Annotated in this window: 19 protein-coding genes; 6 read left to right on the forward strand and 13 right to left on the reverse strand. The window is 75.7% G+C overall.

Annotation, left to right across the window (positions count from 1 at the left end; all coding sequences use genetic code 11):
* The 11 genes from RMN56_RS30655 to RMN56_RS30705 are packed head-to-tail and all read right to left on the reverse strand — an operon-like array spanning window position 1 to window position 18070.
* On the reverse strand, window positions 1-4449 hold the full coding sequence (locus RMN56_RS30655; protein ID WP_313721345.1) for an eCIS core domain-containing protein: 4449 nt from the start codon (window positions 4447-4449) through the stop codon (window positions 1-3).
* Window positions 4446-7523 (reverse strand): DUF6519 domain-containing protein, encoded by a 3078-nt coding sequence (locus RMN56_RS30660; protein ID WP_313721346.1) that lies wholly within the window; start codon window positions 7521-7523, stop codon window positions 4446-4448. Before RMN56_RS30660 ends, RMN56_RS30655 begins: the two co-directional genes overlap by 4 nt.
* Window position 7524: 1 nt before the next feature.
* The gene (locus RMN56_RS30665) at window positions 7525-9702 is read right to left on the reverse strand and encodes a phage tail protein (protein ID WP_313721347.1); all 2178 of its coding nucleotides are present in this window, start codon (window positions 9700-9702) and stop codon (window positions 7525-7527) included.
* Entirely contained in the window at window positions 9699-12254 is a 2556-nt protein-coding gene (locus tag RMN56_RS30670; protein ID WP_313721348.1) for a baseplate J/gp47 family protein, read from the reverse strand. Before RMN56_RS30670 ends, RMN56_RS30665 begins: the two co-directional genes overlap by 4 nt.
* A complete protein-coding gene (locus tag RMN56_RS30675) occupies window positions 12251-14755 on the reverse strand; it encodes a putative baseplate assembly protein (protein ID WP_313721349.1) in 2505 nt (834 codons plus the stop codon). The genes RMN56_RS30670 and RMN56_RS30675 overlap by 4 nt, the downstream gene beginning before the upstream one ends.
* Entirely contained in the window at window positions 14752-15135 is a 384-nt protein-coding gene (locus RMN56_RS30680; protein WP_313721350.1) for a GPW/gp25 family protein, read from the reverse strand. The genes RMN56_RS30675 and RMN56_RS30680 overlap by 4 nt, the downstream gene beginning before the upstream one ends.
* Window positions 15132-15449 carry a hypothetical protein gene (locus RMN56_RS30685; protein ID WP_313721351.1) on the reverse strand — a complete coding sequence of 106 codons (318 nt, stop codon included), beginning with the start codon at window positions 15447-15449 and terminating at the stop codon, window positions 15132-15134. The genes RMN56_RS30680 and RMN56_RS30685 overlap by 4 nt, the downstream gene beginning before the upstream one ends.
* A complete protein-coding gene (locus RMN56_RS30690; RefSeq protein ID WP_313721352.1) occupies window positions 15449-15943 on the reverse strand; it encodes a phage baseplate assembly protein V in 495 nt (164 codons plus the stop codon). The genes RMN56_RS30685 and RMN56_RS30690 overlap by 1 nt, the downstream gene beginning before the upstream one ends.
* Window positions 15944-15962: 19 nt before the next feature.
* On the reverse strand, window positions 15963-17114 hold the full coding sequence (locus tag RMN56_RS30695) for a hypothetical protein (protein WP_313721353.1): 1152 nt from the start codon (window positions 17112-17114) through the stop codon (window positions 15963-15965).
* Window position 17115: 1 nt separating this feature from the next.
* Window positions 17116-17415: a LysM peptidoglycan-binding domain-containing protein gene (locus tag RMN56_RS30700; protein ID WP_313721355.1), complete on the reverse strand. Its 300-nt coding sequence runs from the start codon at window positions 17413-17415 to the stop codon at window positions 17116-17118.
* 1 nt (window position 17416) lies between these two features.
* Window positions 17417-18070 carry a hypothetical protein gene (locus tag RMN56_RS30705; RefSeq protein WP_313721357.1) on the reverse strand — a complete coding sequence of 218 codons (654 nt, stop codon included), beginning with the start codon at window positions 18068-18070 and terminating at the stop codon, window positions 17417-17419.
* A 95-nt stretch (window positions 18071-18165) separates the two neighbouring features.
* Here RMN56_RS30705 and RMN56_RS30710 point away from each other — a divergent pair, with 95 nt between their 5' ends.
* A complete protein-coding gene (locus tag RMN56_RS30710) occupies window positions 18166-18606 on the forward strand; it encodes a VOC family protein (protein WP_313721359.1) in 441 nt (146 codons plus the stop codon).
* A 27-nt stretch (window positions 18607-18633) separates the two neighbouring features.
* On the opposite strand, the gene RMN56_RS30715 is transcribed toward RMN56_RS30710, so the two are convergent.
* The gene (locus RMN56_RS30715) at window positions 18634-19065 is read right to left on the reverse strand and encodes a nuclear transport factor 2 family protein (protein WP_313721361.1); all 432 of its coding nucleotides are present in this window, start codon (window positions 19063-19065) and stop codon (window positions 18634-18636) included.
* A gap of 85 nt (window positions 19066-19150) precedes the next feature.
* Between RMN56_RS30715 and RMN56_RS30720 the strand changes: the two genes are divergently transcribed.
* On the forward strand, window positions 19151-19729 hold the full coding sequence (locus RMN56_RS30720; protein WP_313721362.1) for a TetR/AcrR family transcriptional regulator: 579 nt from the start codon (window positions 19151-19153) through the stop codon (window positions 19727-19729).
* A 62-nt stretch (window positions 19730-19791) separates the two neighbouring features.
* On the opposite strand, the gene RMN56_RS30725 is transcribed toward RMN56_RS30720, so the two are convergent.
* Entirely contained in the window at window positions 19792-20295 is a 504-nt protein-coding gene (locus tag RMN56_RS30725; RefSeq protein WP_313721363.1) for a MarR family winged helix-turn-helix transcriptional regulator, read from the reverse strand.
* Between the two features lie 110 nt (window positions 20296-20405).
* Here RMN56_RS30725 and RMN56_RS30730 point away from each other — a divergent pair, with 110 nt between their 5' ends.
* The 4 genes from RMN56_RS30730 (at window position 20406) to RMN56_RS30745 (ending at window position 23182) form a co-directional block, all read left to right on the forward strand.
* Window positions 20406-20846, forward strand: coding sequence for a MarR family winged helix-turn-helix transcriptional regulator (locus RMN56_RS30730; RefSeq protein WP_313721364.1), 441 nt, complete (start codon window positions 20406-20408; stop codon window positions 20844-20846).
* Between the two features lie 69 nt (window positions 20847-20915).
* Window positions 20916-21329: a nuclear transport factor 2 family protein gene (locus RMN56_RS30735; RefSeq protein ID WP_313721365.1), complete on the forward strand. Its 414-nt coding sequence runs from the start codon at window positions 20916-20918 to the stop codon at window positions 21327-21329.
* A gap of 206 nt (window positions 21330-21535) precedes the next feature.
* Window positions 21536-22594 (forward strand): S8 family peptidase, encoded by a 1059-nt coding sequence (locus tag RMN56_RS30740; RefSeq protein WP_313721366.1) that lies wholly within the window; start codon window positions 21536-21538, stop codon window positions 22592-22594.
* 156 nt (window positions 22595-22750) lie between these two features.
* Complete coding sequence (locus tag RMN56_RS30745) at window positions 22751-23182, forward strand: ASCH domain-containing protein (RefSeq protein WP_313721367.1); 432 nt, start codon at window positions 22751-22753, stop codon at window positions 23180-23182.
* The last annotated feature ends 3 nt before the right edge of the window (window positions 23183-23185 follow it).

Here is a 23185-nt window from a genome sequence, read left to right on the forward strand (position 1 = left end):
TCAGAAGTCCACGATCTTCAGCAGGACGATCGCGTCCGGGTCGTTGCTGAGGATCCGCCGCGCGTGCTCCAGGGCCCGGTCGCCGGGCGCCCGGTCGTACTCGATGTGGATCCGCCGGCCGTTCAAGGTCGCCTGGACGTCGGGGCGGTTGGTGCCGAGCCGGAAGCTGTCGCTGACGTCGACCTGGGTCTGGTTGATCCGGAAGTCGCTGGCGCCGGCCGCCTCCAGCAGCTCGATGTCGTGCCGTACGTCGATGTTCTGGACGCTGCTGCGACCCACGCCACGGCTGGTGAACTGACCGGACGCGTCGCGGATCGGGATCGCGGCGGGGGCAGCCCGGGACGGCCCGGGCGCGCTGGTGGGCAGCACGCTCTCGAAGTCGGCCCGGGTCATCGGGGTGGCGTCGCCGAGGATCGCCTCGGGCACCCCGGCCTCCCGGGCGACCGCGTGGCTCTCCGCCACGGCGAGGTCCGGACGCGGTCGGCCAGGTCCCTGGTGACCGGGCCCGAAGTGCTCGCCCGCCCCGGCGAGTTCGGCGTCGGCCTGGGCGGCCACGCCGGTGCGCCCGCCGGCCCGCTCGGCCATCTCCTGCCGCACCCGGTCGGCCAACTGCGCGAAGCCCTCCGGGTCGGCCGCCGCCGCGCGTTCCAGTTCCTCCCGGCTGAGCCGCTGCCCGAGCCCCTCGGCCTCGGCCATCAGCCGGTCGATCTCCGCTGCGTGCGGGCTGCGCGCCCCGGGCAGGTGCGGCGGACCGCCGGTGGTGTAACGGCCGAGTGAGGTGCGGCTGGCGATCATCTCGACCTCGTACATTCCGGGGCCGACCGGGGTGGCGGCGAACGTCTCGATCCAGCGGTACCGGCGCTTGAGCACCATCAGCGAGGCGAGCAGCACCGGCACCGGGCTGTCGACCGCGTCGTTGGCAGCCTCGATGGCCCGGGCCTCGGCCACCGCCTCCGGGTACTGGGCCGCCTTGGCCGCGTCGTCGGCCAGGGTCGGGGTGCCCGGTTCGTCGGCGGCGCGGACCGCGCCCTCGCCCAGCTCGTCGGCCTCCCGGGTGGCCGCTCCCTCGGCGCCTTCCCGGCCGGCCCGGGCCGTGCCGGCCTCGGTGGCCTCGCGGGCGGCGCCGGCCTCGGCGGCCTCCCGGCCGGTGCGGGACGCGCCGGTCGCCGCGCCCTCCCGGGCCACGCCGGCCTCGACGGCCTCCCGGGCGGTGCGGGAGGCGCCGGCCTCGGTCCCCTCCCGTGCGGCTCGGCTCGCGGCGAGGGCCGCCTCGTCGCCCAGGCCGAGCATCCGCCCGGCCAGCCCCTCGACCCGTTCGAGGAGGCCGGCGGCGAAGCGGAACCGGCTGAGGAAGCCGCGCGCGGCGCCGATGCCGCGCAGCAGCGGCCCGCGCAACGGGCGCAGCGCCCGGCCGAGCACGCCGAGCAGCTCGCCGCCCAGGTCCAGGAAGCGGAGCAGGTAGACCAGCAGGGTGCGCAGCCCCGGCTCGACGGCCTTGAGGGCGGCGTAGTTGCCGGCGCTGAAGTAGATGATGGCGGCCTGGAGCAGCAGGAACCCGGCCACGAAGCCGATCTTCCGGCCCAGCTCGAAGTCGGGCAGCATGATGAACTCGAGCAGCGCGTCGGCGGCCCGCGCGCCGAGCGACTGGGCGCCGGCCACCATGGCCGCCCAGGCGTCGCCGAGGAGCTGGGCGAGCCCGCCCACCGTGGCGCCCTCGCTCTGCACCTCGCCGCGCATGCCGGTCTCCAGCATGGCGGGGTCCACATCGGTTTCCACCGCACCGGCCGCCGCCTGCGCGAGGGCACCGGCCGGCAGCGCCGCGACGATCTGCGCGTCGGTCGGCTCCCCCGGCACCACCGCCGGCTCGACGACGACGCCGCCCGCCCCGCCGCCGGCCGCTGTCGGACCGGCGGCGGCCACGCTCGGACCGGGGGCGGTGGCCGTCGGACCGGCGGTCGTCGCGGTGGGGCCGGTACCGGTCGCTCCGGTGAGCCCCGAGGCCGCTGCCGACGTCGCCTCCGCCCCGACGGTGGGCGCCGCAGTGGCCAGAGCGGACGCCGACGGTCCGGCGGTGACCGCGGCGGTCGAGGCCGCAGCGGGTGTCGGCCCGGCGGCGCCGGCCGGACCGGCGGCCGGTGGGCCTCGGACCAGGGGCAGACCCGGGGCGTACGACTGGACGACCCGGGCCACCGCGCGGGCGGCGGCCACCAGGAGCTGGGCCAGCATGAACAGCAGCCGGAACGGGTCGATGATGCCGTCGACCACGCCCTGCACGATGCCCCAGGCCATGCCGGCCACGAAGGACAGTCCCCCGCCGGCGGCCAGGTTGGCGATCTTGTTGCTGGCGTCGATGCGCTGCTGGTCGCCGATCCGCTCGCCGTACCGGAGCTGGGTGAGGAAGCCGACCACGCCCTCGCGCAGCAGCGCGCCGAGCGGGCCCAGGCCGGTGAGCAGGGTGGGCAGCGCCCCGATCGCCACGATGAGCAGGTCGAGCACGAAGTTGATGACCGGTGGCTTGAGGTCGTCCGGGCAGAGCAGCCAGATCACCGCGCCGATGACGACCGGCAGCATGAGCGGGTTGGCCACCACCACGGCCAGCCGGACCAGGAAGTCCAGGATGGGCTGGAAGATGGCGACCAGCGCGTCGAAGACGGCGTGCAGGGCCTCGGTGAGCCCGCTGAAACCGCCGCGTGCCCAGGCGGCCATCCGGGTGAACTGGTTGGCCACGCCGGTGAGCAGCGTGGACACCGCCGTGAGGCAGGTGCTCGCGCCGAACACGCCGAGCACAGCGCCCATCGCGGTGCCGACCTGCCCGGCCACGTCGGCGAGCCAGGCCGCCGCGGCGGCCAGGGTGCCCGCGGCGCCGGTGACCGCGCCGATGACCGTGGGCAGGATGCGCTCCTGGAGCACCTGCCGAGCGGCGACGAGGATCTCGCGGGTGTTCCAGTTCTCCCAGAGCCAGGTCAGGCCGTCCCACAGCGGTGGGAGGACCTGCGTCAGCACCACCACGGGGCCGAGCGGGGAGAGCAGGACCAGGATGCCGCCGACCACCATGAGCGGGGTACGGATCGGCGCGAGGGTGGCGCGCAGGGCCTCCCAGGCCGAGTTCGCGAGGTTGCCGAGCCAGCTGCGGGCGCCCTCGGTGCTGTCCCAGGCCAGCCCGAACTGGGTGGAGAGCCAGTCCCAGGCGTACGACGCGCCGGCCCGGATGGGCGCGGTGAGGTCCCAGAGCCAGCCACCCAGCCGGGTGAACGACTCCCAGACCGCGCCGCCGGCCGCGCCGAGCAGGTCCAGCGCGGGGACCGCGAGGTGGTCCCAGAGGCCGGTGAAGAGCTGGTTGACGGTGTCCGCGGCGGTCCGGAGGTTGCGGATGATCGGGCCGTCCCACTCCTGGAGGGCGGCCACCACGGGGCGCAGCAGGGCGCCGACGGTGGACCGGGCGGCGCTCCCGAGGCGGGCCTGGACGTCGCGGACGCCCTGGGCGAGCCCGGTGAAGGTGGACTCGATGGCGGACATCGGGTCGAGGTCGGCGAGGCCGGCGAGCAGCCGGCCGAGCAGCGCGTTGACGCCGGTGCAGAGCAGCTCACGCAGCCGGACCAGCGCGCCGCCGCGGAGGAACTCCAGCAGGCCGGGCGCGAGCCGGTCGACGACCGCGGAGGCCGCCTCCAGGGCGGTCCCGGCGATCTCCCCGCCCACGTCGAGGGCGGTGTCGAGCGCGCCGCGGCCCAGCGCGGCGGCGTCGCTCGCGGTGTCGGAGACGAACCGGCCCACGGGGGTGTCGGCGAGCGCGAAGCACTGCACGCCGAGCGGCGCGGACCGGGCCGGGGCGGCCGGTGGGCCGCGGCCGGGATGCTCGGTGGCCGCGCCGGCCGGGGCGGGCGCGGGGCGGGCCTGCTGGCGGACGTGGGCCAGCTCGTGGGCGAGCACCAGATCCCGGCTCGGCCCGGCCCCGGCGCCGAGGACCACGTGGTTGCCGTAGGTGAACGCATGCGCCCGCCGCTCCCGGGCGGCGAGCTTCGCGGCGAGGCCGTCGTGCAGGCGTACCCCGGTCAGGTCCATGCCGAGCGCCGGCTCGTAGCGGGCGCGTTCGGCGCCGGTCAGCGGCCGGCCGGCGCCCAGCCGGCGGTCGGGCACGGTAGCGAGCCGGGCGGCCGGCCGGGCCGACCGGGCCGGGGCGGACGGCGGCGCGGGCCGGGCGGCGGTGGCGTGGGTCGGTCGGGCGGCGGTGGCGCGGGTGGGTCGAGCGGCGACGAGGCGGGCGGCGGTGGCGTGGGCGTCGTGTTCGGCGGCCGGGTCGGGCGGGGCGTGCACCGGAATGCGGGCGACGCTGTGGGTGCTGCGGGCCGGCCGGCTCGACCGCTCGGCCGGCCGCTCCCCCGCCGGGCGGGCGCGCTCGGGCTCGTCCCGGTCGGCCGACCGGGACGGCTGGGCCGCCTCCGCCACCCTCACACGCCCACATTCCCCTCGTCGCGCCACGACCCGGTGCCGTCGACCAGCGCCGGGCCGGTGGTGCAGACATTGTCGCGCGCCACCCACAGCGCGGGCGAGCCCGACGGGCCGGGAACCACGCGGATGCCGAGCACGGTGCCGTCGAAGGTGTTCGCGGCGGCGACCGCGTGCGGACCGAGCCGGCCGGCGCAGAGCAGCCCCTGGATCGGGTACCCGGGTTTGCCGTCGGCCAGGTCGACCACGTTGGACGAGACGTCGAGGCGGTGGCAGTCGCCGACGTACACGCCCTGGTGCAGGAAGGCGGTCGCGGCCCGGGCCGGCGGGGCGACCGAGTTACCGGTGATCCACGCCCGGCGTACGGTCTCGCGCTGCTCGTCGGGGTCGCCCAGGGCGACGCTGATGCCGGTGAGCGCGCCCGCGACGGTGTTGTCGCGGACCCGCACGTCGGCGGCCGTGGTTCCGGCGACGGTGATGCCGGCGGTGGCCGTGGCCTCGGCGCCGAACTCCTCCGCGACCCGGCGCAGCCAGGCGGCGAACCGGGTCCGCTCGTCGAAGAACCGGGAGTCCGGGTTGTGCCGGACCAGGTCGTCGCGGACCACGTCCTGGAGTTCCTCGACGGTCCTGACCTCCTGGTCGCCGAGGTACGCGGTCCAGCCCTTCGAGTCGTCGATCTCGGAGCCGAATCGCAGGTTGCGGGTCTCCACCAGCGACGACCAGCCCTTGCGCAGGCCGAGCCCGTCCTCCCCGGCGAGCAGCGGGTGCACGGCCCGCCGGGCGATCCGCCGGGCGAAGCGGGGGTCGCTCAGCCAGTCGAGGAACCGCTTCTCCGGGTCGGCGCCCGGGTCGGCAGTGGCCAGCACGTCGCAGCCGGTCACGTCGGTGCGCCGGCTGTCCAGCACCAGCACGCCGGTCTGCGCGTGGCCCGCCTCGACCCGGCAGTCGCGGACCACGGCACGCTCCACCGGCCGGCCGCCCTCCCGGTCGTCGCCCCGGACGCTGATCCCGCTCGCCACGGCGGCGGGGGCGTCGCCCATCTCGGCGTGGACCCGTTCGACGAGGACCAGGCCGGTGCGCTGGATGTCGAGGGCGCCGTTGCGCTGGTCGCTCTCGGCCGGCACGGCCGCCACGGACAGGTCGCGGACCTGCACCTCGCCGCAGTCTTCGAAGCGCAGCGCCGACTCGGCGGCGGAGACGATCCGGGTGGCGGAGCCGACCCCGGTGACCAGCACGCAGGACACCCCGGACAGCACGGCCGGCTCGTCCAGCGTCCACTCCCCCGCGGTCAGGCAGAGCGCCAGCGCGGTGACCCCGGACAGGTCGGCGAACAGGTGCACCAGGTCGGTCTCGGGGCGGACCACCAGGCAGACGGTGCCGCCCTCGTCGCGGTGGCCGGTGACGCGCACCTCGGCGTCGACCGGGGCGTCGGCGTCGTCGAGCCGGACCGCGGTGAGCACCCGGGTGGTCGGGCCGGTGCTGGGCAGCAGCCAGCGCACGTCGATCTGGCCGCGGGCGTCGGTCTCCAGGACCACCTGGGCGGGGTCTGCGGCGGTGGGTACGCCGGTGGCCAGGTGCCCGTCGACGGCGGTGAACCGGACCCGGGCGTGGTGCACGGGGCGGCCCCCGTTGCGGACCACCACCCGCACCGGCTCGGGCAGCGGCTGGCCGGGCGGGGCCTGCTGCCCGTCGCCGCCGAGCAGGTCGAGGGTGACCAGGTCGGTCAGCGGCGGGGTGAGCCGGCGGCAGTCCTCGTCGAGCGCCCAGCGGCCGGCGCTGCCGACGGTGGTGCGGCGCAGGATGCCGAGCACCGCGACGTGGTGCACGGGCCCCAGCGGCGGGCGGGCCAGGGCGTTGCCGAGGTCGTCGGTGGGCCAGTCGATGGTGCCGGAGAGGGCGCTGACGCCGTAGACCAGGCGGACCGTGCGGGCCGGGATCAGCCAGTGGTCACCGACCCGGAAGTCACCGGCGCCGAAGCGCACCTCGATGCCGGCGTCGTCCAGTTCGTCGGGGCTGGCGTTGGCGACCTGGGCCGGGCCGTCCCAGCGGCGCACGATCGGGGTGCGGCCGAGCGCGGCCAGGCTGGCCGGGGCGCCGGCCGCCCACGTCACGGGCAGCGCCGTCCCGTCCGGCGCTCCGGCCGTGGCGAGGTGGCCGGGCCGGCCGTGCAGCTCCCGGTCGGGGCTGGTCACCTCGACCAGGTCACCCTCGCGGAAGGACAGCTCCTCGTCCCGGCCGACCCGGTCCAGGCTCAGCTCGGCGTCCATCGCGGCCGCCGCCGCGGCCGCCGAGGGCGGGCCGATCGCGGTCAGCCCGGCCACCACGCTGCCGTTCTCCCGCGACCAGACGTAGCGGGCGGTGCCGTCGGTGGCCACGTCGTGCACCTGGACGCGGTAGAGCTGGTTCTCCAGCCGCCGGTAGCCGCCGGAGCCGCTCAGCCGGCACGGGTCGGCGGTCGGGTCCACCTCGCGCAGCGCGGCGGTCATGGTCGGGGCGGTCCGGTCCCCCCGCACCGGGTCGACCACGTCCGCGCAGGCCGTGCCGGCGGCCACCTTGACCAGCCGGACCTGCCAGACGGTCCGGGCCCGGGTGGTGGTGTCCGGGCCACCGAGGGCGGCCTCCCGCAGCCGGGGCGCCTGATCGGCGGTGACGTGCTGGTCGGCGACGTCGAGCAGGACGGCGTACCGGCCGTCGGCGGTCGGCTCGGGCAGCCCGGGCAGGTCGCCCACCTTCGGCAGGTGGGGCTGGTCGGCGAGCTTGTGCCCGGTCCCGCCGCCGGCCGGTGGCGTCGCGTCGACCAGCACCCCGTCCACGTAGTAGCGGCCGGGGGTGATCCGCAGGTCCGCCCACGCGGTCGCCGTGGGGGTGGCGCCGGCGGTGTCCACCACGGCGAAGCCGGCCCCGTCGAGCGGCCCGCCGGCCGCGCCGATGATGTCGCGGGTCCGCTCCTCGTCGTGCCAGGCGGTGATCTCCGTCTGCTCGTTCCACTCGGCGTCGAGCAGCATCCGGCCCTGCTGCAACAGCACCTGGCGGTAGCCGTCGCGCGGGTCGAACGTCCAGCGGGTGAAGTCTCCCTGCATCTCAACTCCCGAAGATCCCGAGCTCGATGCCGACCGGCCGGTAGGGGTCGAGCTGCCGCTGCGCCGCCCGGAGCCGCAATGGTCGCCTGAGGTGGTGGTGCACGCCCGGCTCGGCCCGGTCCTCGCCGCCCTCGCGGATCGCCGCCGGGCAGGACCCGGCCAGGGCCGGGTACGCGGGCGAGGCCGGGTCGGTGGCCGCGTAGACCGGGAGCGGGCCGGGTTCGCCGTCGGCCGGCACGCAGCGGTAGCGGCGCGGGGTGCGCGAGCCGGGGGCGACGTAGCTGAACCGCAGGCAGCCGACCTGACGGTGGGCCACCTCCACCGGCCCGTCCAGCACGCAACTGCTCGCGTCGAGGCTGCGGACCCGGACCGCGCCGCGCACGGTGCTGCCCTCCAGGCAGGCGTGCACGCCCTCGCCGGTCAGCGCGGTTCCGGCGCCGGCGGCGGCGTCCAGCACGCAGGTGTCCACGGTGGCCATCGGCACGGTCGCCGCGAGGGTGACCGCGCCGGCCACCACCCGGCTGAGCCGGAGCTGAAGCCGGCTGTTGGGCCGGCCGGCAGCCGACTCGACCCGCACCGCGCCGGTGACCGTGCCGTGGGCGACGGTGAGGTGGCCGAGCTGGCCGGGAGCGACGACCAGGTCGCCCTCGACGAGGAGCCCGTCGACGACCACGCTGCTGCCCGGCTCGCCGGTGATCCGCAGGCTGCCGCGCAGGTGCGGGCGCAGCCCGTCGGGGGCGTACCGGCCGGGGACCGGGGCGAGCACCTCGCCGTCCGGGAGCCGGCGGGTCGGCCACCCGGCGGCCACCAGCACGAGCCGGGTGCCGGCGGGCACGGTGACGGCGAGGTCCCCGGGGTAGCTGGCGCTGTCGGCGACCGAGACCACGTACGTGCCGCCGAGGGTGGGGCTGCCGGGCGCCGTCCAGGACGCCTCGGCCGCGGCCAGGCCGGCGGCCAGGGTGGGCACGCTGCCGACCGGGGCGGGCGCGCCGGCGCACACCTCGGTCTGGCCGGCGGCGGGCGGGGCGTCCGGGCCGTCGGCGGTGACCGGGGCGCCCGGGTCGGTGGCGAGCAACGCCTCGTGGGCGGCCGTGCGGTCGTAGGTGCCGGCGCCGACGTCGGCGAGGCCGCCGTGGGCGTAGCGGACGAAGACGGCGTCGGGGGCGGCCGGCGCGTGGACCCGCAGCCGGCCGGCGACCGGGTCGACCATCACCTGCGGCGCCGGGCCGGGGGCCGGGTCCTCCAGGTGGCAGACCCGGATCCGGTCGGGGGACAGGTCGGGCTGGTCGACGCCGCCGACCCGCAGCCGTACGCCCAGCGGCAGCGCGGTCGCCGCCAGCGCGCCGGCGCGGGCCTGCCCGAGCAGGTCGAGCAGCCGGCGCGGGCGCAGCGGCACGGGCAGGTCCGCCTCGGTGGCGAGCCGCTCGACGGCCTCCTCGCGGCGGGGCGGGGCGTACAGGGGCACGGCCCGGCCCAGCGGGTCGAAGGTCCAGGCGTCACCCACGGCGCGGGCGGCGGACCAGCCGCCGTTCGGGCCGGCCGGCGGTTCGGTCTCGGGGGCGCCGACCTCGTACGCCTGGGTCGGGAACAGGTGTACGGCCACGTGGTCGATGCCGTAGCGGCCGCGGCGGGTGGGGATGCGGCGTACCTCGGCGGTGTGGGTGAGCAGGTCGAGGGCGCCGCGCGGTCCGGGCGGGCTGACCACGGCGGCGGCCTCGATCCGGGCGGCGCCGCGCAGCGAGACGGTGGCCGGCCGGTCGGGGCGGACGTGGTTGACGTGGGTGGCGCCGACCAGCAGCGGGTGGTGCTCGACGGCGCGGGCCGGCCAGCCGGTGACGTCCCGGGCGACCTGTTCCAGCACGGCCACCGTGCCCTTGCGGCGGCGGTAGGCGACGGTGTTGGCGACCAGCGCCCGCCGACTCACCGTGACCCCGAGGTCGGGGGGCAGCTCGGCGAGGCCGACCAGGTCGGCGAGGTACGGCACCAGCCACTCGGCGCAGGTCTCGACGAAGAACCCGTCGTGCAGCCGGTCGAGGTCGGTCTCCAGCAGGTCCAGTTCGCCGGCCACGGCGGCGAGCAGCGCGGTGAGCGGGCCGGTGCCGCCGTCGGCCTGGGCGTCGCGGGCGAGCAGGTGCACGGGGACGAGGTCGAGCAGGCGGCGCAGCGCGGGTTCGGTCACGACATCACCCCGATCGTCACGTCGGTGAGGGTGAGCACCTGGGCGGGGCGCAGCGTGCCGGCGAACCGGCCGGGCAGCGCGGCCAGCAGGTCAACGCCGGCGCTGCCGGGCGGCGCGGCGAGCCGGGGCAGCGTGCAGGCGCGTACCCCGGGCACCGCCCGGACGGTGACCAGGGCGCGGGAGGCCACCACTCCGGTGGCGAAACCCAGCGCCGGCGGCGTGTACGCGGCCGCGAGGGCGGCCCGGACGGCGGCCTCCACGTCGGCGCGCGGGTACGCCGGATCGTGCGCGAGGTCGACCCGCAGTCCGAACGGGACGGTCTCCCCGGCCAGCACGGCGAGCCGGGTGCCGGGATCCCGGGCGGCCGCCAGCGCGGCGCGCAGCGCGGCGACCAGCTCCGGCCCGGCCGGGGCGGCCCCGCCACCTGCTGCGGCACCGAGCGCGGAGACGACGACCACCTGCTCCCGGCCGTCCCACACGTCGTCGGCGCGGGCCAGGGTGACCCCGGCGAAACCGGCCGCGAAGTCCTCGTGGTCGGCCACCGAGACCGCCCGGTCCAGGGTGCGGATCCGCAGCGGGGCGTGCGCCCGTGCCGCGTCGAGCTGCTCCGGGTCGGCCCAGTCGCGGGCCGGGGCGGGGTTGCCGGCGGCCCGCACCCCGTACGGGCGGCGGGGCAGGATGGTGAGCTGGCCGGCCCCGACCGCGCCGGCACTGCCGACCCCGACCCGGTAGGTGGCCACCACGTTCTCCGCGCCGCCGGGCAGCCTTGCGCCGTGCCGGCCGTCGCCGGTGGTGACCGTGGCCAGGCCGTCGTCGTCGAGGCGTTCGGTGTGCACCCGGTCGTGGGGGCCGGCGGTGTCCAACGCGGGCACCGGATCCCAGCGCACCCCGTCGACCCGGACCTCCAGGGTGCTGCGGGCGCCGGCGGGGCTGTCGTCGCGGACGTGGGTGAGCGGGCCGCGCCGGGTGCGCATCCGCTGGAAGGCGAGCGTGGGGTCGCCGCTGCCGAGCGGCTGGACGACGGTCTCGCCGTGGCTGGCCGGCGCGACGTTGCCGCGCACCCGCAGGCCACGCGGGTCGTACCGGAGCGCCAGGTCGCGGTCCAGGTCGACGGTCATGGTGCGGCCGTCGGCGGCGACCGCGCAGGCCAGCACCACCGCGGTCTCGGCCAGCGGGGGCGCCGTGGCCGCCGCGACGAGCGGGTCGGCGGGCGGCCCGCCGGGCGGAAACCCGGTGACCACCACCCGCCGGCCGGTGGGCAGCGGCGGATCGGTGGCGACCAGGGTGAGCCGCCGGCCGCCGACCGGCTCCACGAGGGGCCGCTCGGCCGCCGGGAGCGGCCGGGACTCGCCGCGTACCAGGGTGTCCCGGCGGCCGAAGATGTCCAGGTTCTCGGTGATGTCGACGCGCAGCCGGGTGCTCCGGCCGCTGACCGCGAACCGGGAACCGCCCGCCGGGTCGGCCGCCTCGACGGCGTACAGCTCGCGGTAGTCGGGGCGCTCCAGCAGCAGCCAGGAGCCGGGCACCATCCGGGGATGGTCGCCGTCGACCTCGACCACGTCGGCGGGGCCGCCGGGCGGGAACGGGTTGTCGATGTCGATCCACTCGCCGTCGTCGGAGATGCCGGGCGGCGGCGGGTCGTTCCCGGCGAGCAGCCCGGCCATCGGCGCGTTCCAGCCGAACAGGTTGGTCCGGGTGGCGAAGGCGTACACCTCGACGCCCTCCTCGGCGGTCAGGGGCGTCGAGCGCCGCCAGCCGATCCGTTCGGCCAACACGAGCCGGGTCCAGCCGGCCAGGCCGGGCGGTCCCTCCTCGACGGCGGTGACCACGCGGAAGTCCCAGCGCTCGTCGTCGCGCCGCCGGTCGCCGGCCGCACGGCTGTGCGCGGGCGTCCGCCCGTACCGGCGGCGTTCCGCCCCGACCACGAGTACCCCGTCGCCGGCCCGTACGCCGAGGGCGGTGCCGCGCAGCCAGATCGCGTCGGTGGCGAAGTCGATGTCCTGCGGCCCGGCGGTGGCGCCGGGGATCGCGTTCCACACCGCGTACGCGCGCAGGTCGGCCCCGGTCTCGAAGGTCTGCGGCAGCTCGCCCTGCCCGGGCACCGACTGCACCGGGGTGCCGGCGGGCACGTCCACGGCCGGCGGCGCGCCCGGCGCGTCCTCCACGTCGAAGGCGATGTCCGCGGCGGCGGCGACGCCGGGGCGCGGCTGGTAGCCGATCATGCCGGCGAGGTGCCGGACCGAGGTCAGCTCGGTGGCCGTGCGCAGGTACGCCTCCTGCGCGATCCGCTCGGTGTAGAAAGACACCACGTCGGTCATGACCGCGGCCGCGTCGAGCAGGGCCAGCAGTGGATCGTCGGCGTCCTGCCCGGCCACCGCCCGTACGCCGGCGGGCAGGCCCGGGTCGGCGAGCGCGGCCCGCATCCGGGCCAGCGCGTGGCTGTGCGGGGCGACCCGCCAGGCCAGGGCGGGCTGGCCGGGCGGGTTGGTCACCTCGGGCGCGGGCGGGCGCAGCGGGTCGCACCCGCACCCGCCACCGCAGCCGCAGCTCACGCGCCACCGCGCAGGTGGAAGGCGACCCGGCCGTACTCCGGGTTGCTCGGGTCGCTGTCGGCGCGCAGCACCTCGCGGGCGGCGGCGTCGATCCGGCCGCGGGCCACCTCTCCGGCGGGCGGGCGGCCCAGCCGGCGGAACCGCAGGCCGGTGGCGTCGTCGTCGGCCACCTCGACGTAGCCGACGCCGGGCACCGCCATGACGGCGGCGACCAGGTCGGAGACGTACAGGGACTGGCCGAAGGTGAGCCGGTCGGGGTGGAAGAAGCCGAGCCGGCCGTCGGGCAGCACCCGGGTGGACAGTTCGGCGCGCAGCCGGCGTTCCACGTCGGCGGCCAGGTGGCCGTCGGCGACGCAGATCCCGAGGACGATCTCCAGCGGGACGTGCGCGGGCGGGGCCAGCTCCACGTCGGTGCCGGCCAGCCGGCGCACGTCGAGCAGCGCGGCCACCTCGGCGGCGAGCCCGGGGTCACCGGCCCGGCGGGCCACCGGGTCGAGGGTGACCTCCTGGGCGTACCAGGAACCGGTCCAGCGGCGCCGCGCCACCGCGCGCTGCACGCCCGGGTTCTCCTCGGCGGTGGCGGCGTGGTCGGCGCTGGTGACCGCGCGGAGCTGGGTGCGGAACGCGTACGGGGCCAGCTCCTTCACCTCGTCCACCGACTCGGGGTCGACCCCGCCGGTGGCCGGCAGCGGGTTGCCCACGCTCACCCCGGCCGGCACCGCCCACGCCGGGGTGGGCAGCAGAAGGGTGAGCACATCCGCGCCGACGTTCCCGGCGGCGCCGCCGCCGATTCGCGGCCAGGCGGTCAGCGTGACGCCGGGCGCCGGCCGGCGGCCGTTGATCCCGTCGCCGAGGCGCAGCCGCAGCACGCCGGTGGTCTCCGGCTCGGCCACCACGTGCGGGTCCAGCCGGCCGCTCGCCAGCAGGTCGGGCACCGGCGTCCAGGTGCGGCTGCCGTCGTCGAGCAGCACGGCGGGCAGCGCGCGGCGCGGATCGGAGCGCAGCGCGGCGGCGGCGCTGCGCCCGTCCACGACCGCGTCGGTCCAGGCCACCGGGTGTCGCCCGGTGGGCAGCCGGGGCCGGTACGGGCCGTCGGCGGGGGCCTGCGGCGGCAGCAGCCCGCGCGGGGGCAGCGCGGCGGCGTGCTCGGCGAGCGCGACGTTGGCCAGCGCCACGGCGGCCGGTGCGGCGGTGCCGTCGGCGGCCCGGCGGGCCACCGGCAGCGGTACCGTCAGGGCGTCCTCGGCGGCCCAGTGCAGCTCGCGGACGACCGTGCCTGCGGGGGCGAGCGGGTCGGCGCGGGTGACCGGGTCGCGGTCAAGCCGGACGGCCCGCCGGCGGGCCTCGTCGCCCACCACGGTCCCCGTCTCGTCGACCGGTGCGAGGACGAGCACGTCGCCGGCGCGCAGCTGCGGGTCGGCGCCGGCCGGGTGGCGCAGCCAGCCGGTGGTCGCGCCGGCCGGCAGGCAGGCGTCCGGGTCGCCCCAGGCGTGCAGGTCGAGCTGGTTGCGGGCCGGGCGCAGCGGCACCGGGGCCAGGGTCTCGAAGACGGTGGCGCCGGCGTCCACCGCGACCTCCACGCCGGCGTCCGGCGGCAGCGGGTCCTCGACCCCGGCCACCGGGGTACGCGCCGGCAGGGTCAACGGCGCGGTGGTGCGGAACGCCAGCCAGGTCCGGGCGGCGCAGCCGTCGTGCATCCGGTAGTCGAGCAGCCGGGCGTGCCGGCGCACCGACGGACGCAGCCGCGCGGTGGCCAGGTGCGCCTCGGCGGCGATCGCGTCCTGCCGGTAGGTGAGCCGGTCCCCCACGTACGCGAACAGCTCGGCGAGGGTGACCAGCGGGTCGGCTGGGTTGCGGTCGGTCCAGCCGGGCAGCAGCACGGCGAGCCGGTCGAGCAGCCGGGTGCGCAGGCCGGCGTAGTCACGGGCCAGGTAGTCCAGGGCGGGGGTGGTGGCGGGCACCGGCGGGCAGCCGTCGTCGGGCCGGCAGTCCAGCTCGTCGGGGCAGTCGACGGCGAAGGCGAACGGGCAGGTGGACAGCGGCTCGTCGAAGCCGGCCGGGAAGCCGTCGCCGCCCGGGCCGGCGAGGGCGAGCAAGTAGCTGGACCAGTCCCCGCTGGAGGAGGTGCGCACCACCAGCACCCGGCCCCGCGCGGGCGCCGGCACCGCCCCGGTCACCAGCGTCCGGTCGGCCGCGGTCACCCCCGGCGGCGGCCCGGCCACCACGACGCTCGCCGGGTACGCCCAGAGCACCCGCACCGGGTTGACCCGCGGGTCGACCCGCACCCCACCGAGGACGCGGACCCGGCCGGCGTCGAGGTCGGCGGGGACCGGGCCGCGCAGCAGGTGCACGAGGAGGGTGCGCTGGCGGGGCGCGCCGGGCACGTGGTCCGGGGTGCCGGGCCGGTTCGACAGCACCTCGACGTGGTCGATCCCGTCGAGGGTGCTCTCCCCCTCGACGAGCGCCCGGCGGGCCTCCCGGTCGAGCCGCGACGCGGTCACGGGGTACCGCCCACGACGGTGAGGGTGCGGCGCTCGCCGACGGCCGCCCCGGCGACCAGCGGCACGTAGCTGACGGTCACCCGCAACTGGGCGTCCACCGCCTCGACCCGCACGTCGTCGATCTGCACGAGGTCACCGAGCCAGCGTTGCAGGGCGCCGTGCACCAGCGCCCGGGTGGCGTGCGCCACCTCGTCGCCGGCCGGGGCGAAGACGAGCCGGTCGACGCCGCTGCCGAAGTCGGGCCGGTTGACCCGTTCGCCGGGACGGGTGAACAGGACGGCCTCGACCAGGCCGCGCAGATAGTCCTCGTCGCCGACCAGTGCGGTGCGGCCCCGGCCGCCCACGCGCAGCGGGAAGCCGACGTGCCGGCCGGGGATCACGTGGCCACCGCCCGGAACTGGCTGGCCGTGACCGCCAGGGGCACCCCGGTCGGCGCGCAGGTGGCCAGCCCGCTCGCCAGCACGAGGGGCTGCCCCATGGAGCGCACCCGGACGCTGCCGACGCTCCACACGCTCGTCACGCAGGGGCCGCCGGAGACCGGCGGGAACGGGCACGCCGCCACCGTCCACGGCGCGGCGAGCAGCACGGTGGCCTGCCCGCCGACGCGTACCCGGGGGTTCGGCACGGTGGGCACGGCCTGCCCACCGTGCGCGCAGATCACCACGGCGCCCTGGTGCACGAGGGGTCCGGGCATCACATCACCTCCAGCGCGCCGTCGTTGACCGAGACCCGCACGCCGTCGAGGACGACCTTGGTGGCCCCGGTGGACAGCTCGATGCCGCCGGGGCCGAGCACCACCTTGAGCGGGATCAGCACGGCCGGCGGGCCGACCTCGATGGTCAGGCCGCCCACCATGGGCAGGTCGCTGACCGTGACGCTGACCGAGTCGGACTGGAACACCCGCTGCTGCGGCAGCCCGGGCGCGGGCGACTCGCCGAGCTGCCAGTAGCAGCCCAGCAGGACCGGGTAGTCGGGGTTGCCGCCCTCGAACGCCACCCACGCGGCGGCGCCCACCGGCGGCAGGTTGAAGCCGCCGACGCCGTTGCCGGCGTAGGGCACGCAGGGCTCGGCCCAGGCCAGCCGGCCGTCGCCGAGCACCTTCGGGACGGAGACCTGCACCCGTCCGCGCAGCATCGGGTCCACGTTCTGCTCGACCTTGCCCCGGTAGACGCCGAAGAACTGCCTCATCGCCGCTCCTCCCGCGTGGTCACAGTGGGCTCCGGGGCAGCGCTGGCGTGATCGAGCCGTGCCCGTCCCGGGACAGGGTGAAGCCGACCCGGTAGCCGCCGTAGGCCAGGTCGTGCTCGACCTGGCGGACGTACCAGAGGCCGTCGTGGCTCCAGCCGGCGCCGCGCACGCCGACGAGGCCGCGCGGGCGCAGCACCGCCCCGTACCGGGCGCCGTCGGCGGTGCCCTCGGCCACCAGCGCGTCGGCGCCGCGGTCCACCTCGCTCTGCGCGCGGGCGAACGCGGAGACCGCGTCGCTGCTGCCCTCGCGCAGCCGGCGCCGCCGCACGTCCCCGGCGTTGGCCAGTGCGAACGGCACGGCGGCCAGCGGCGGCCGAGTGCTCACCACCGCGGCCACCGGCAGGGTGACCCCGGTCCGCCGGTCGTGCACCGCACCCGTGACGGTGGCCGGCCGGGTCGCCTCGGTGCGGAAGGAGACCTCCCGCACGTTGCTGTCCGAGCCCAGGTCCACGGCGAGGGCCGGCTGCGGCAGGCCGAGCCGCACCGGCGGTCCCCAGTAGAACGAGCTGATCCCCGGCACCGGGCCGGGGTCGACGTAGGTGACGTAGCCGTGCCGCTCGGCGAGTTCCGCGAGGTGCTCCAGGTCGGTGCCGTGCTGGGTGGGGATCCGGTCGATCGGCAGCGGCGGGTCGGTGACCGGGGCGGGCAGCGCCTTCGGCAGGATGCCGCGCGCCGCGTACGGGGCGAGGATCTTCAGCACGGTCAGGTAGTCGTCGAGCGCGGGATGCTCGACGTCGCGGTCCTCGCGGTCGAGCAGGTTGCCCACGTCCTCGCCGGTGACCGTGAAGGTGGCCCGCCCGGCGCCGGTGCCCGGGTCGAGCCGGGTCTCGGTGACGATGCCGTCGAAGAGCACCACCGGCACCACGCCGAAGGTGAGCACCAGGACCACCCGGGCGAACGGGACCAGCGGGCCGGTCGGCCCGAACGGGCTGTCCACGGGAGCCAGCGGGCCGGCCCGGCCGGCGTCGAAGACCAGCGAGAAGGCGCTGCGCTCGGCGTCGCTCTCGGTCACCCGGGTGGAGCGCCACCGCTGGGCCAGGTCCACCGACAGCGGCAGCGGCACGGTCCGTCCCGCCAGGACGGTGAGCCGCAGCCCGGACCCGAGCAGCACGTCACACCCCCGGCAGCGGGATGACGATCAGCTCGCCCTCGGCGTCCGGTCCGGTCAGCGCCTCCGGGTCGAGCGCCCCGTTGGCGTCGGCGATCCGCCACCACGCGGTGGCGTCGCCCAGGTACCGGTGGCTGATCAGGTCGAGCCGGTCCCCGGCGGTCACCCGGTGGGTGGCGGCGGCCCGCACGTCGCGCAGGTCCGGCAGCGGCCGCCGCCGCAGGTAGCGCACCTCGCGCAGGCCGCCGGCGCCGTCGGACACGGTCGTTCCGGCGACGGGTACAAAGTCGTAGCGCCCGGTCATGTCACGCTCCGGCGAGGTCGGTGACGGCGTCGACGGCGCCGGAGACCGCGCCCACCACGGCGAGGACCTCCTTGGCGACGAGGTGCGCGAGGTAGAGCCCGTAACCGACGTCGGTCAGCGACAGGTCGTCGTAGGTGAGCACCTGGGCGGAGACGTCCACGGTGGCCCGGATCGGGCTCAGCGCCGGGTTGAACGCCTGTTCGGTGACGCCGAGCTGGGTGATCCGCACCGGCACCACCCGGGCCGGCCCCCAGACCAGCACGGCCATGGGCAGTTCCACCGGCAGGATCTCGATGGTCCCGGCGGCGAGCAGCACCGAGTTGGCGATCACCCGGACGCTGCCGGGGTGCAGCAGCATCTCCAGCACCGACAGCTGGGGCAGGACGCCGACGGTGGCGGCGACCGGGTCGCCGCTCTCCAACTGGTCGGTGGCGTCGACGTCGACCGTCATGGTGATCGTCTCGGTGGGCGCGCCCCAGGCCCGGTGCGCGTCGGCGGCGCGCTGCCCGGAATCCCCGCCGGACCGGGGGGCGATGGTGCGCTGCACCTGGTCGGGATTGTACTGGAACACCACCACCCGGGACAGCGGCCCCAGCGGGTCGACCGCGATGATGGCGCCGCGCAGGGTACGCGGACTGCCCGGGAAGCTGCTCACGCCGCCGAGGGTCCCGCGGAGCCGTCGCCCCGCCGTCACGCCCGCGTCACGCCACCGGCGGGACCGCCCGTCGAGATCGCCCTATGCTCGGCCCCATGACGCTTCAGCGGATGGACCACGTCAGCATCGTCGTCAGCGACCTCGCTGCCGCGGTGGCGTTCTTCGTCGAACTCGGCATGGAGCGGGAGGGCGAGGCGCCCATCGAGGGGCGGTGGGTGGACCGGGTCAACGGGATCGACGACGTCCGGGTCGACATCGTCATGATGCGGACCCCGGACGGCCACGGCAAGGTCGAGCTGACGAGGTTCCGCTCGCCGGCGGCGATCAGCGCCGAGCCCTCCGCGGCACCGCCGAACACACTGGGCCTCCGCAGCATCATGTTCGCCGTCGACGACGTCGACGACGTCGTCGCCCGCCTGCGGCCCCACGGCGGCGAACTCGTCGGCGAGGTGGTGCGGTACGAGGACATCTACCGGCTCTGCTACCTCCGGGGCCCGGAGGGCATCATCGTCGCGCTGGCCGAGCAGCTCAACTGACTGCTACCGGACCCGGCTGACATGTCGTCAGTCGAGCGCGGCGGCGAGGTGCTGTGCCTGTCCGGCTGCCGCGGCAAGCCGAAGGTGGTCGTGATAGTCGCGCGAGGCGACGATGAGGCCATCACGTACCCGCAGGACCTGGACGTTGGCCACGGTCTCTTCGCGTCCGGTCGCCACGTTTCGTAGGTGGTAGTCGAACTCGGCGAGAATCACCTCAGGATCCTTGGCCTCGTGTACGACGACGTTGAGAGCCCTCAGTTCGAACGGCGCCCGCGCGGCTGCCTCGAAGTGCGCCCCGACCTCGGCGCGGCCATTGAGGCGGAGACGCCGCGGCGCAGCGAAGGGCTGATCGACTGTGGCGTCTTCCGCATACAGGGCGGGCAGGTCGCTCCATCGGGCCTGGTTGATCCCGGCGAGAAGCCGGTCGAAGACGTCTCGCGGGCTGGCTGGGTCGGGCATGTGGCGCGCTCCAGACTATAATCGGACTTGTGACTCCGCTTACACCATACGGACTCGTCGCTCCGCTTGTCGAGCGGCGGGAGCCGTGACGCCAGCGACCGATCGGCCGCTGCGGGCAGACGCGCGGCGCAACCGCGCGAGGGTGCTCGAGGCAGCCGAGGTCGTTTTCGCAGCCAAGGGTGTCTCGGCATCGACCGAGGACGTCGCTCGTGCCGCCGGCGTCGGCGTGGGCACCGTGTTCCGACACTTCCCCACCAAGGAGGCCTTGCTCGAGGCCCTGTATCGAGGCCGGCTGCAGCGGATGGCCGAAGCCGCTCGCGCAACAGCCGACGCGGAGGATCCGGGTGAAGCCTTCTTCAGCCTTCTCGCGGATGCCGTGGAGCATTCCGCCACGAAGATCGCCGTCGCTGATGCGCTGACCAAGGCTGGAGTCGACGTCCACAGAGCTTCGGCGGAGGAGTCCCGCGAGCTCACCGAGGCGCTCACGGCCTTGCTCCTTCGGGCCCAACGGGTCGGCGCCGTACGTCCCGATCTCGCGTTGCCCGACCTCATGGCGGTGCTGGTTGGAGCATCTCGCGCTGCGGAGCACGCAACCTCTGACGAAAGTCGGTCCCGCGTCGTCGGGCTGGTCCTCGATGGACTGAAAGCGTCACGATCGGGATGACCGGACTGACAGCGAGCGGAGCCGCGTCCAGGCAGCGCAGATGAGAACGCTCGATGCCGGGGTCAGGGGACCGGCGGTCGGGGCGCCTGCTGCGTGTGGTGGTCCAGCAGGCGGGTGAGCAGTTGCACGAACTGGTCGCGTTCGGCGGGGAGCAGCGGGGCGAGCAGCTGTTCGTGGAGGTCGTCCATGACCTTGTCGAGGCGGCGCAGGTGCCGGCGGCCCTGGGCGGTGATCGTGATGACGTTGCGGCGGCGGTCGTCGGGATCCGGTGCCCGCTCGACGAGGCCGCGCTCCGCCAGTTCGTTGAGGACGCCGACCATGTCGCTGCGGTAGATGCCGGTGCGTCGGCTCAGCGTCGCCTGGCTGCCCGGGCCGTACTCCTGCAGCGAGGCGAGCACGGCGTAGTGCCACCTGCGGGCGTCGGCTCCGGCCAGCCCTTCGGCGACCAGCCGATCCGACTGGGCGGCCAGATGTGACAGCAGCCGGCTGGCGCGCCGGCTCAGTCTGTCCGGCGTCTTGATCCCGCCGTCGTCGGGCATGTCCGCGGCTTCGGCCCCGCTGTCCATGACGCTGACCATACCCGGTTGCGTTCGTCGGACTAACGAGATACTTTCGTTAGTGTCATAAACGTTTCTGGACTGAACGTTCGTCCAGGAAGACGGATTTGGAGGTCGTCGTGACGACCACAGCTCAGGCCTTCGGTACCGCGCTCATCGGCCAGACCGAGAAGGCGCTCAACGCGATCCTGGACCGGCAGCTCGTCGGGACCGGCATCACCGAACCCCAGTGGGTGACCCTCACGCTGACCGTGCTCAGCGGTGGGGCCGTCGACCGGGCCGAGCTCATCCGCCGGGTCGGCGCCGCCACACAGTTCAGCCAGGCTGCGGTGGCCGAACGCATCACCGAACTCACCGCCGCGGGGTTCCTGCGCGACGGCGGCGACGGCCGCATCCAGGTCACCGACGAAGGGCAGGCGCGCTGGACGCGGGTCCACACCACGATCGGCCCGATCACCCAGGAACTGTGGGGCGACCTGCCGGCCGAGGACCTGGCCGCCGCGGGCCGAGTCCTGGGCATCGTCCTGGACCGGGCCAACGCGGTGCTGGCCGGCCGCTAAACCCTTCGTCCTCGGAACTCGCCACCCGGCACAAGACAACATCCGCCGTTGAAAATGAAAGAGGATGCCATGTCCAGAGAGACGCTGATCGCCGACCGCATCGAGATCACCGACCTGTTCACCCGCTTCGCGCTCCTGCTCGACGAGAAGCGGTGGGAGGACGCCGACACCGTCTTCACCGACGACGTCGCGGTGCACTCGCCCCGCGGAGGCGAACTCCGCGGCATCGACAAGGTCGTCGGCTTCATGCGACAGAGCGAGGTCGAGGGGCAGCACACCCAGCACACGACCACCGACCTGCTGGTGGACATCGACGGCGACCAGGCCGCCGTCACGGCGAACTCACTGGTGTACTACTACCGCGACGGCCAAGCACCCCACTTCACCGGCGGCCTGCGAACGGCCGGCACCGTGGTACGCACGCCGGCGGGCTGGCGAATCCGCGAACAGCGGATCACGCCCGCCTGGACCCGTGAGAACTGACCTCTCGACGGTCACGGTCCACGTTCACCACGGGCCGGGGACGCGCCAGGGGTGCCCGCCGCGCTCCGCACGGGATCGAGGTGGTGGTCTCGGCGTCGACGTCAACCGTCATGGTTGGGGCCGGTCGGGCGATCCCACCGCTGTTGCGTTTCGCGCCCCATCCCCGATCCATAGATGAAGTGCTGTCCGTGGGGAAGGGAGATCAGATGTCGTTCACCCGGTTACTCGCCGGCACCGCGATGGTCACCGCACTGGTGGCGACCGCGGCGACGCCCGCCCAGGCGGCCGTCAACGATCCGTTGTACGACAAGCAGTGGGGCCTGCGGCAGATCCACGCCGAGCAGGCCTGGGCGACCAGCACGGGAGCGGGCGTCGTCATCGCGGTGGTGGACACCGGCGTCGACCTCGCCCACCCGGACCTGGCCGCCAAGCTCGTCCCCGGCGCGACCTTCATCGACTGCGGCCCGGCCTCGTGCGGCAACGGCGACTGGCGCGGCCCCAACGGCGTGCCCGATGCCGGCGACGAGCACGGCACCCACGTGGCCGGTATCGCCGCCGCGGCCACGGGCAACGGTGTCGGTGTCGCCGGCGTCGCCCGCGACGCGAAGATCATGCCGATCAAGGTGCTGGAGGCGGGCAGCGGCAGCTTCGCCGACATCGCCGCCGGCATCCGCTACGCGGCCGACCACGGCGCCAAGGTGGTCAACCTCAGCCTCGGCGCACTGCCCGGCAGCCAGGCCCTCACCATCACCGGCCTGGAGTCCGCGGCGACCGAGGCGATCGCGTACGCGCAGGCGAAGGGCGTCGCCGTCATCGCGGCCGCCGGCAACGAGACCGCGCCGCTGTGCGACACCCCGGCCTGGGAGGCCGGGGCCCTCTGCGTCACGGCCACCGACCGCAACGAGGTCAAGGCGTGGTACTCGAACCTGGGTGTCAAGGCAGACCTGAAGGCCGTCGCCGCGCCCGGCGGCGCCGGCCTTGTCAACTGCGACGACGACATCTGGTCCACCGTCCCGGTGGGCGCCGGCGCGGCTACCTGCGGGCAGGGCGACTACGACGCCTACGCCGGCACGTCGATGGCCACGCCGTACGTGTCCGGGGTGGCGGCGCTGCTCGCCGCCCAGGGGCGCAGCGTGGCCAACGTGTACGCGGTGCTGATGTCGACCGCCCGAACCCCGGTCGTCGGTCTGCGCGGCGTCTACACGCCGCTCTACGGCTGGGGCATCGTCGACGCCCAGGCCGCCGTGGCCGCCCCGCGCACCTGAGGCCGCCGGAACGTCCCCCGCGGTGATCGAGGCCCCGGCTCGGGAACCTACCCGGCCGGGGCTGGGACGTGTGGCGGAAGCGCCCGCTGTGGGCACCGGGAACGAGCAGGGCGATAAGCCCTTGGTCAACATGACCGGGGTTCGTACCCTCGCCCGATGGGACATGACGGCCTTCCGACCCTTGAACTCGCCTTCCCCGGACCGGAGCGTGACCGCGGTGTGGCGGCGATCCTGAGCGGTCAGAAGACCACGCTCACGGGCCTCCTGGAGATCTACGAGCACGTCGGGGAAGCAGTACCAATGACCGGTCAGCGATTCTCAGTGCTTGATTCCGATGGTCGTCCGGCCGTCACGATCGAGCTCGTCGACGTACGCGTCGTTCCTATGAAGGAGATCGACGACGACTTCGCGCGAGCCGAGGGACGCGGCTACTCCGACGTGGCACAGTGGCGGACAGCCCACGAAGAGTTCTTCCGGAGCAATGGCGTCAGCGAGTTCCTGGGTCACACCCCGGTCATTGACGATGAGACTCTCGTCGTAGCCGAACGCTTTCGAGTGGTCGAGCCCGACGGCCTGCGTGGCCCCTGATGA

It is taken from the genome of Micromonospora halotolerans (genome assembly GCF_032108445.1).
GTDB lineage: Bacteria > Actinomycetota > Actinomycetes > Mycobacteriales > Micromonosporaceae > Micromonospora > Micromonospora halotolerans.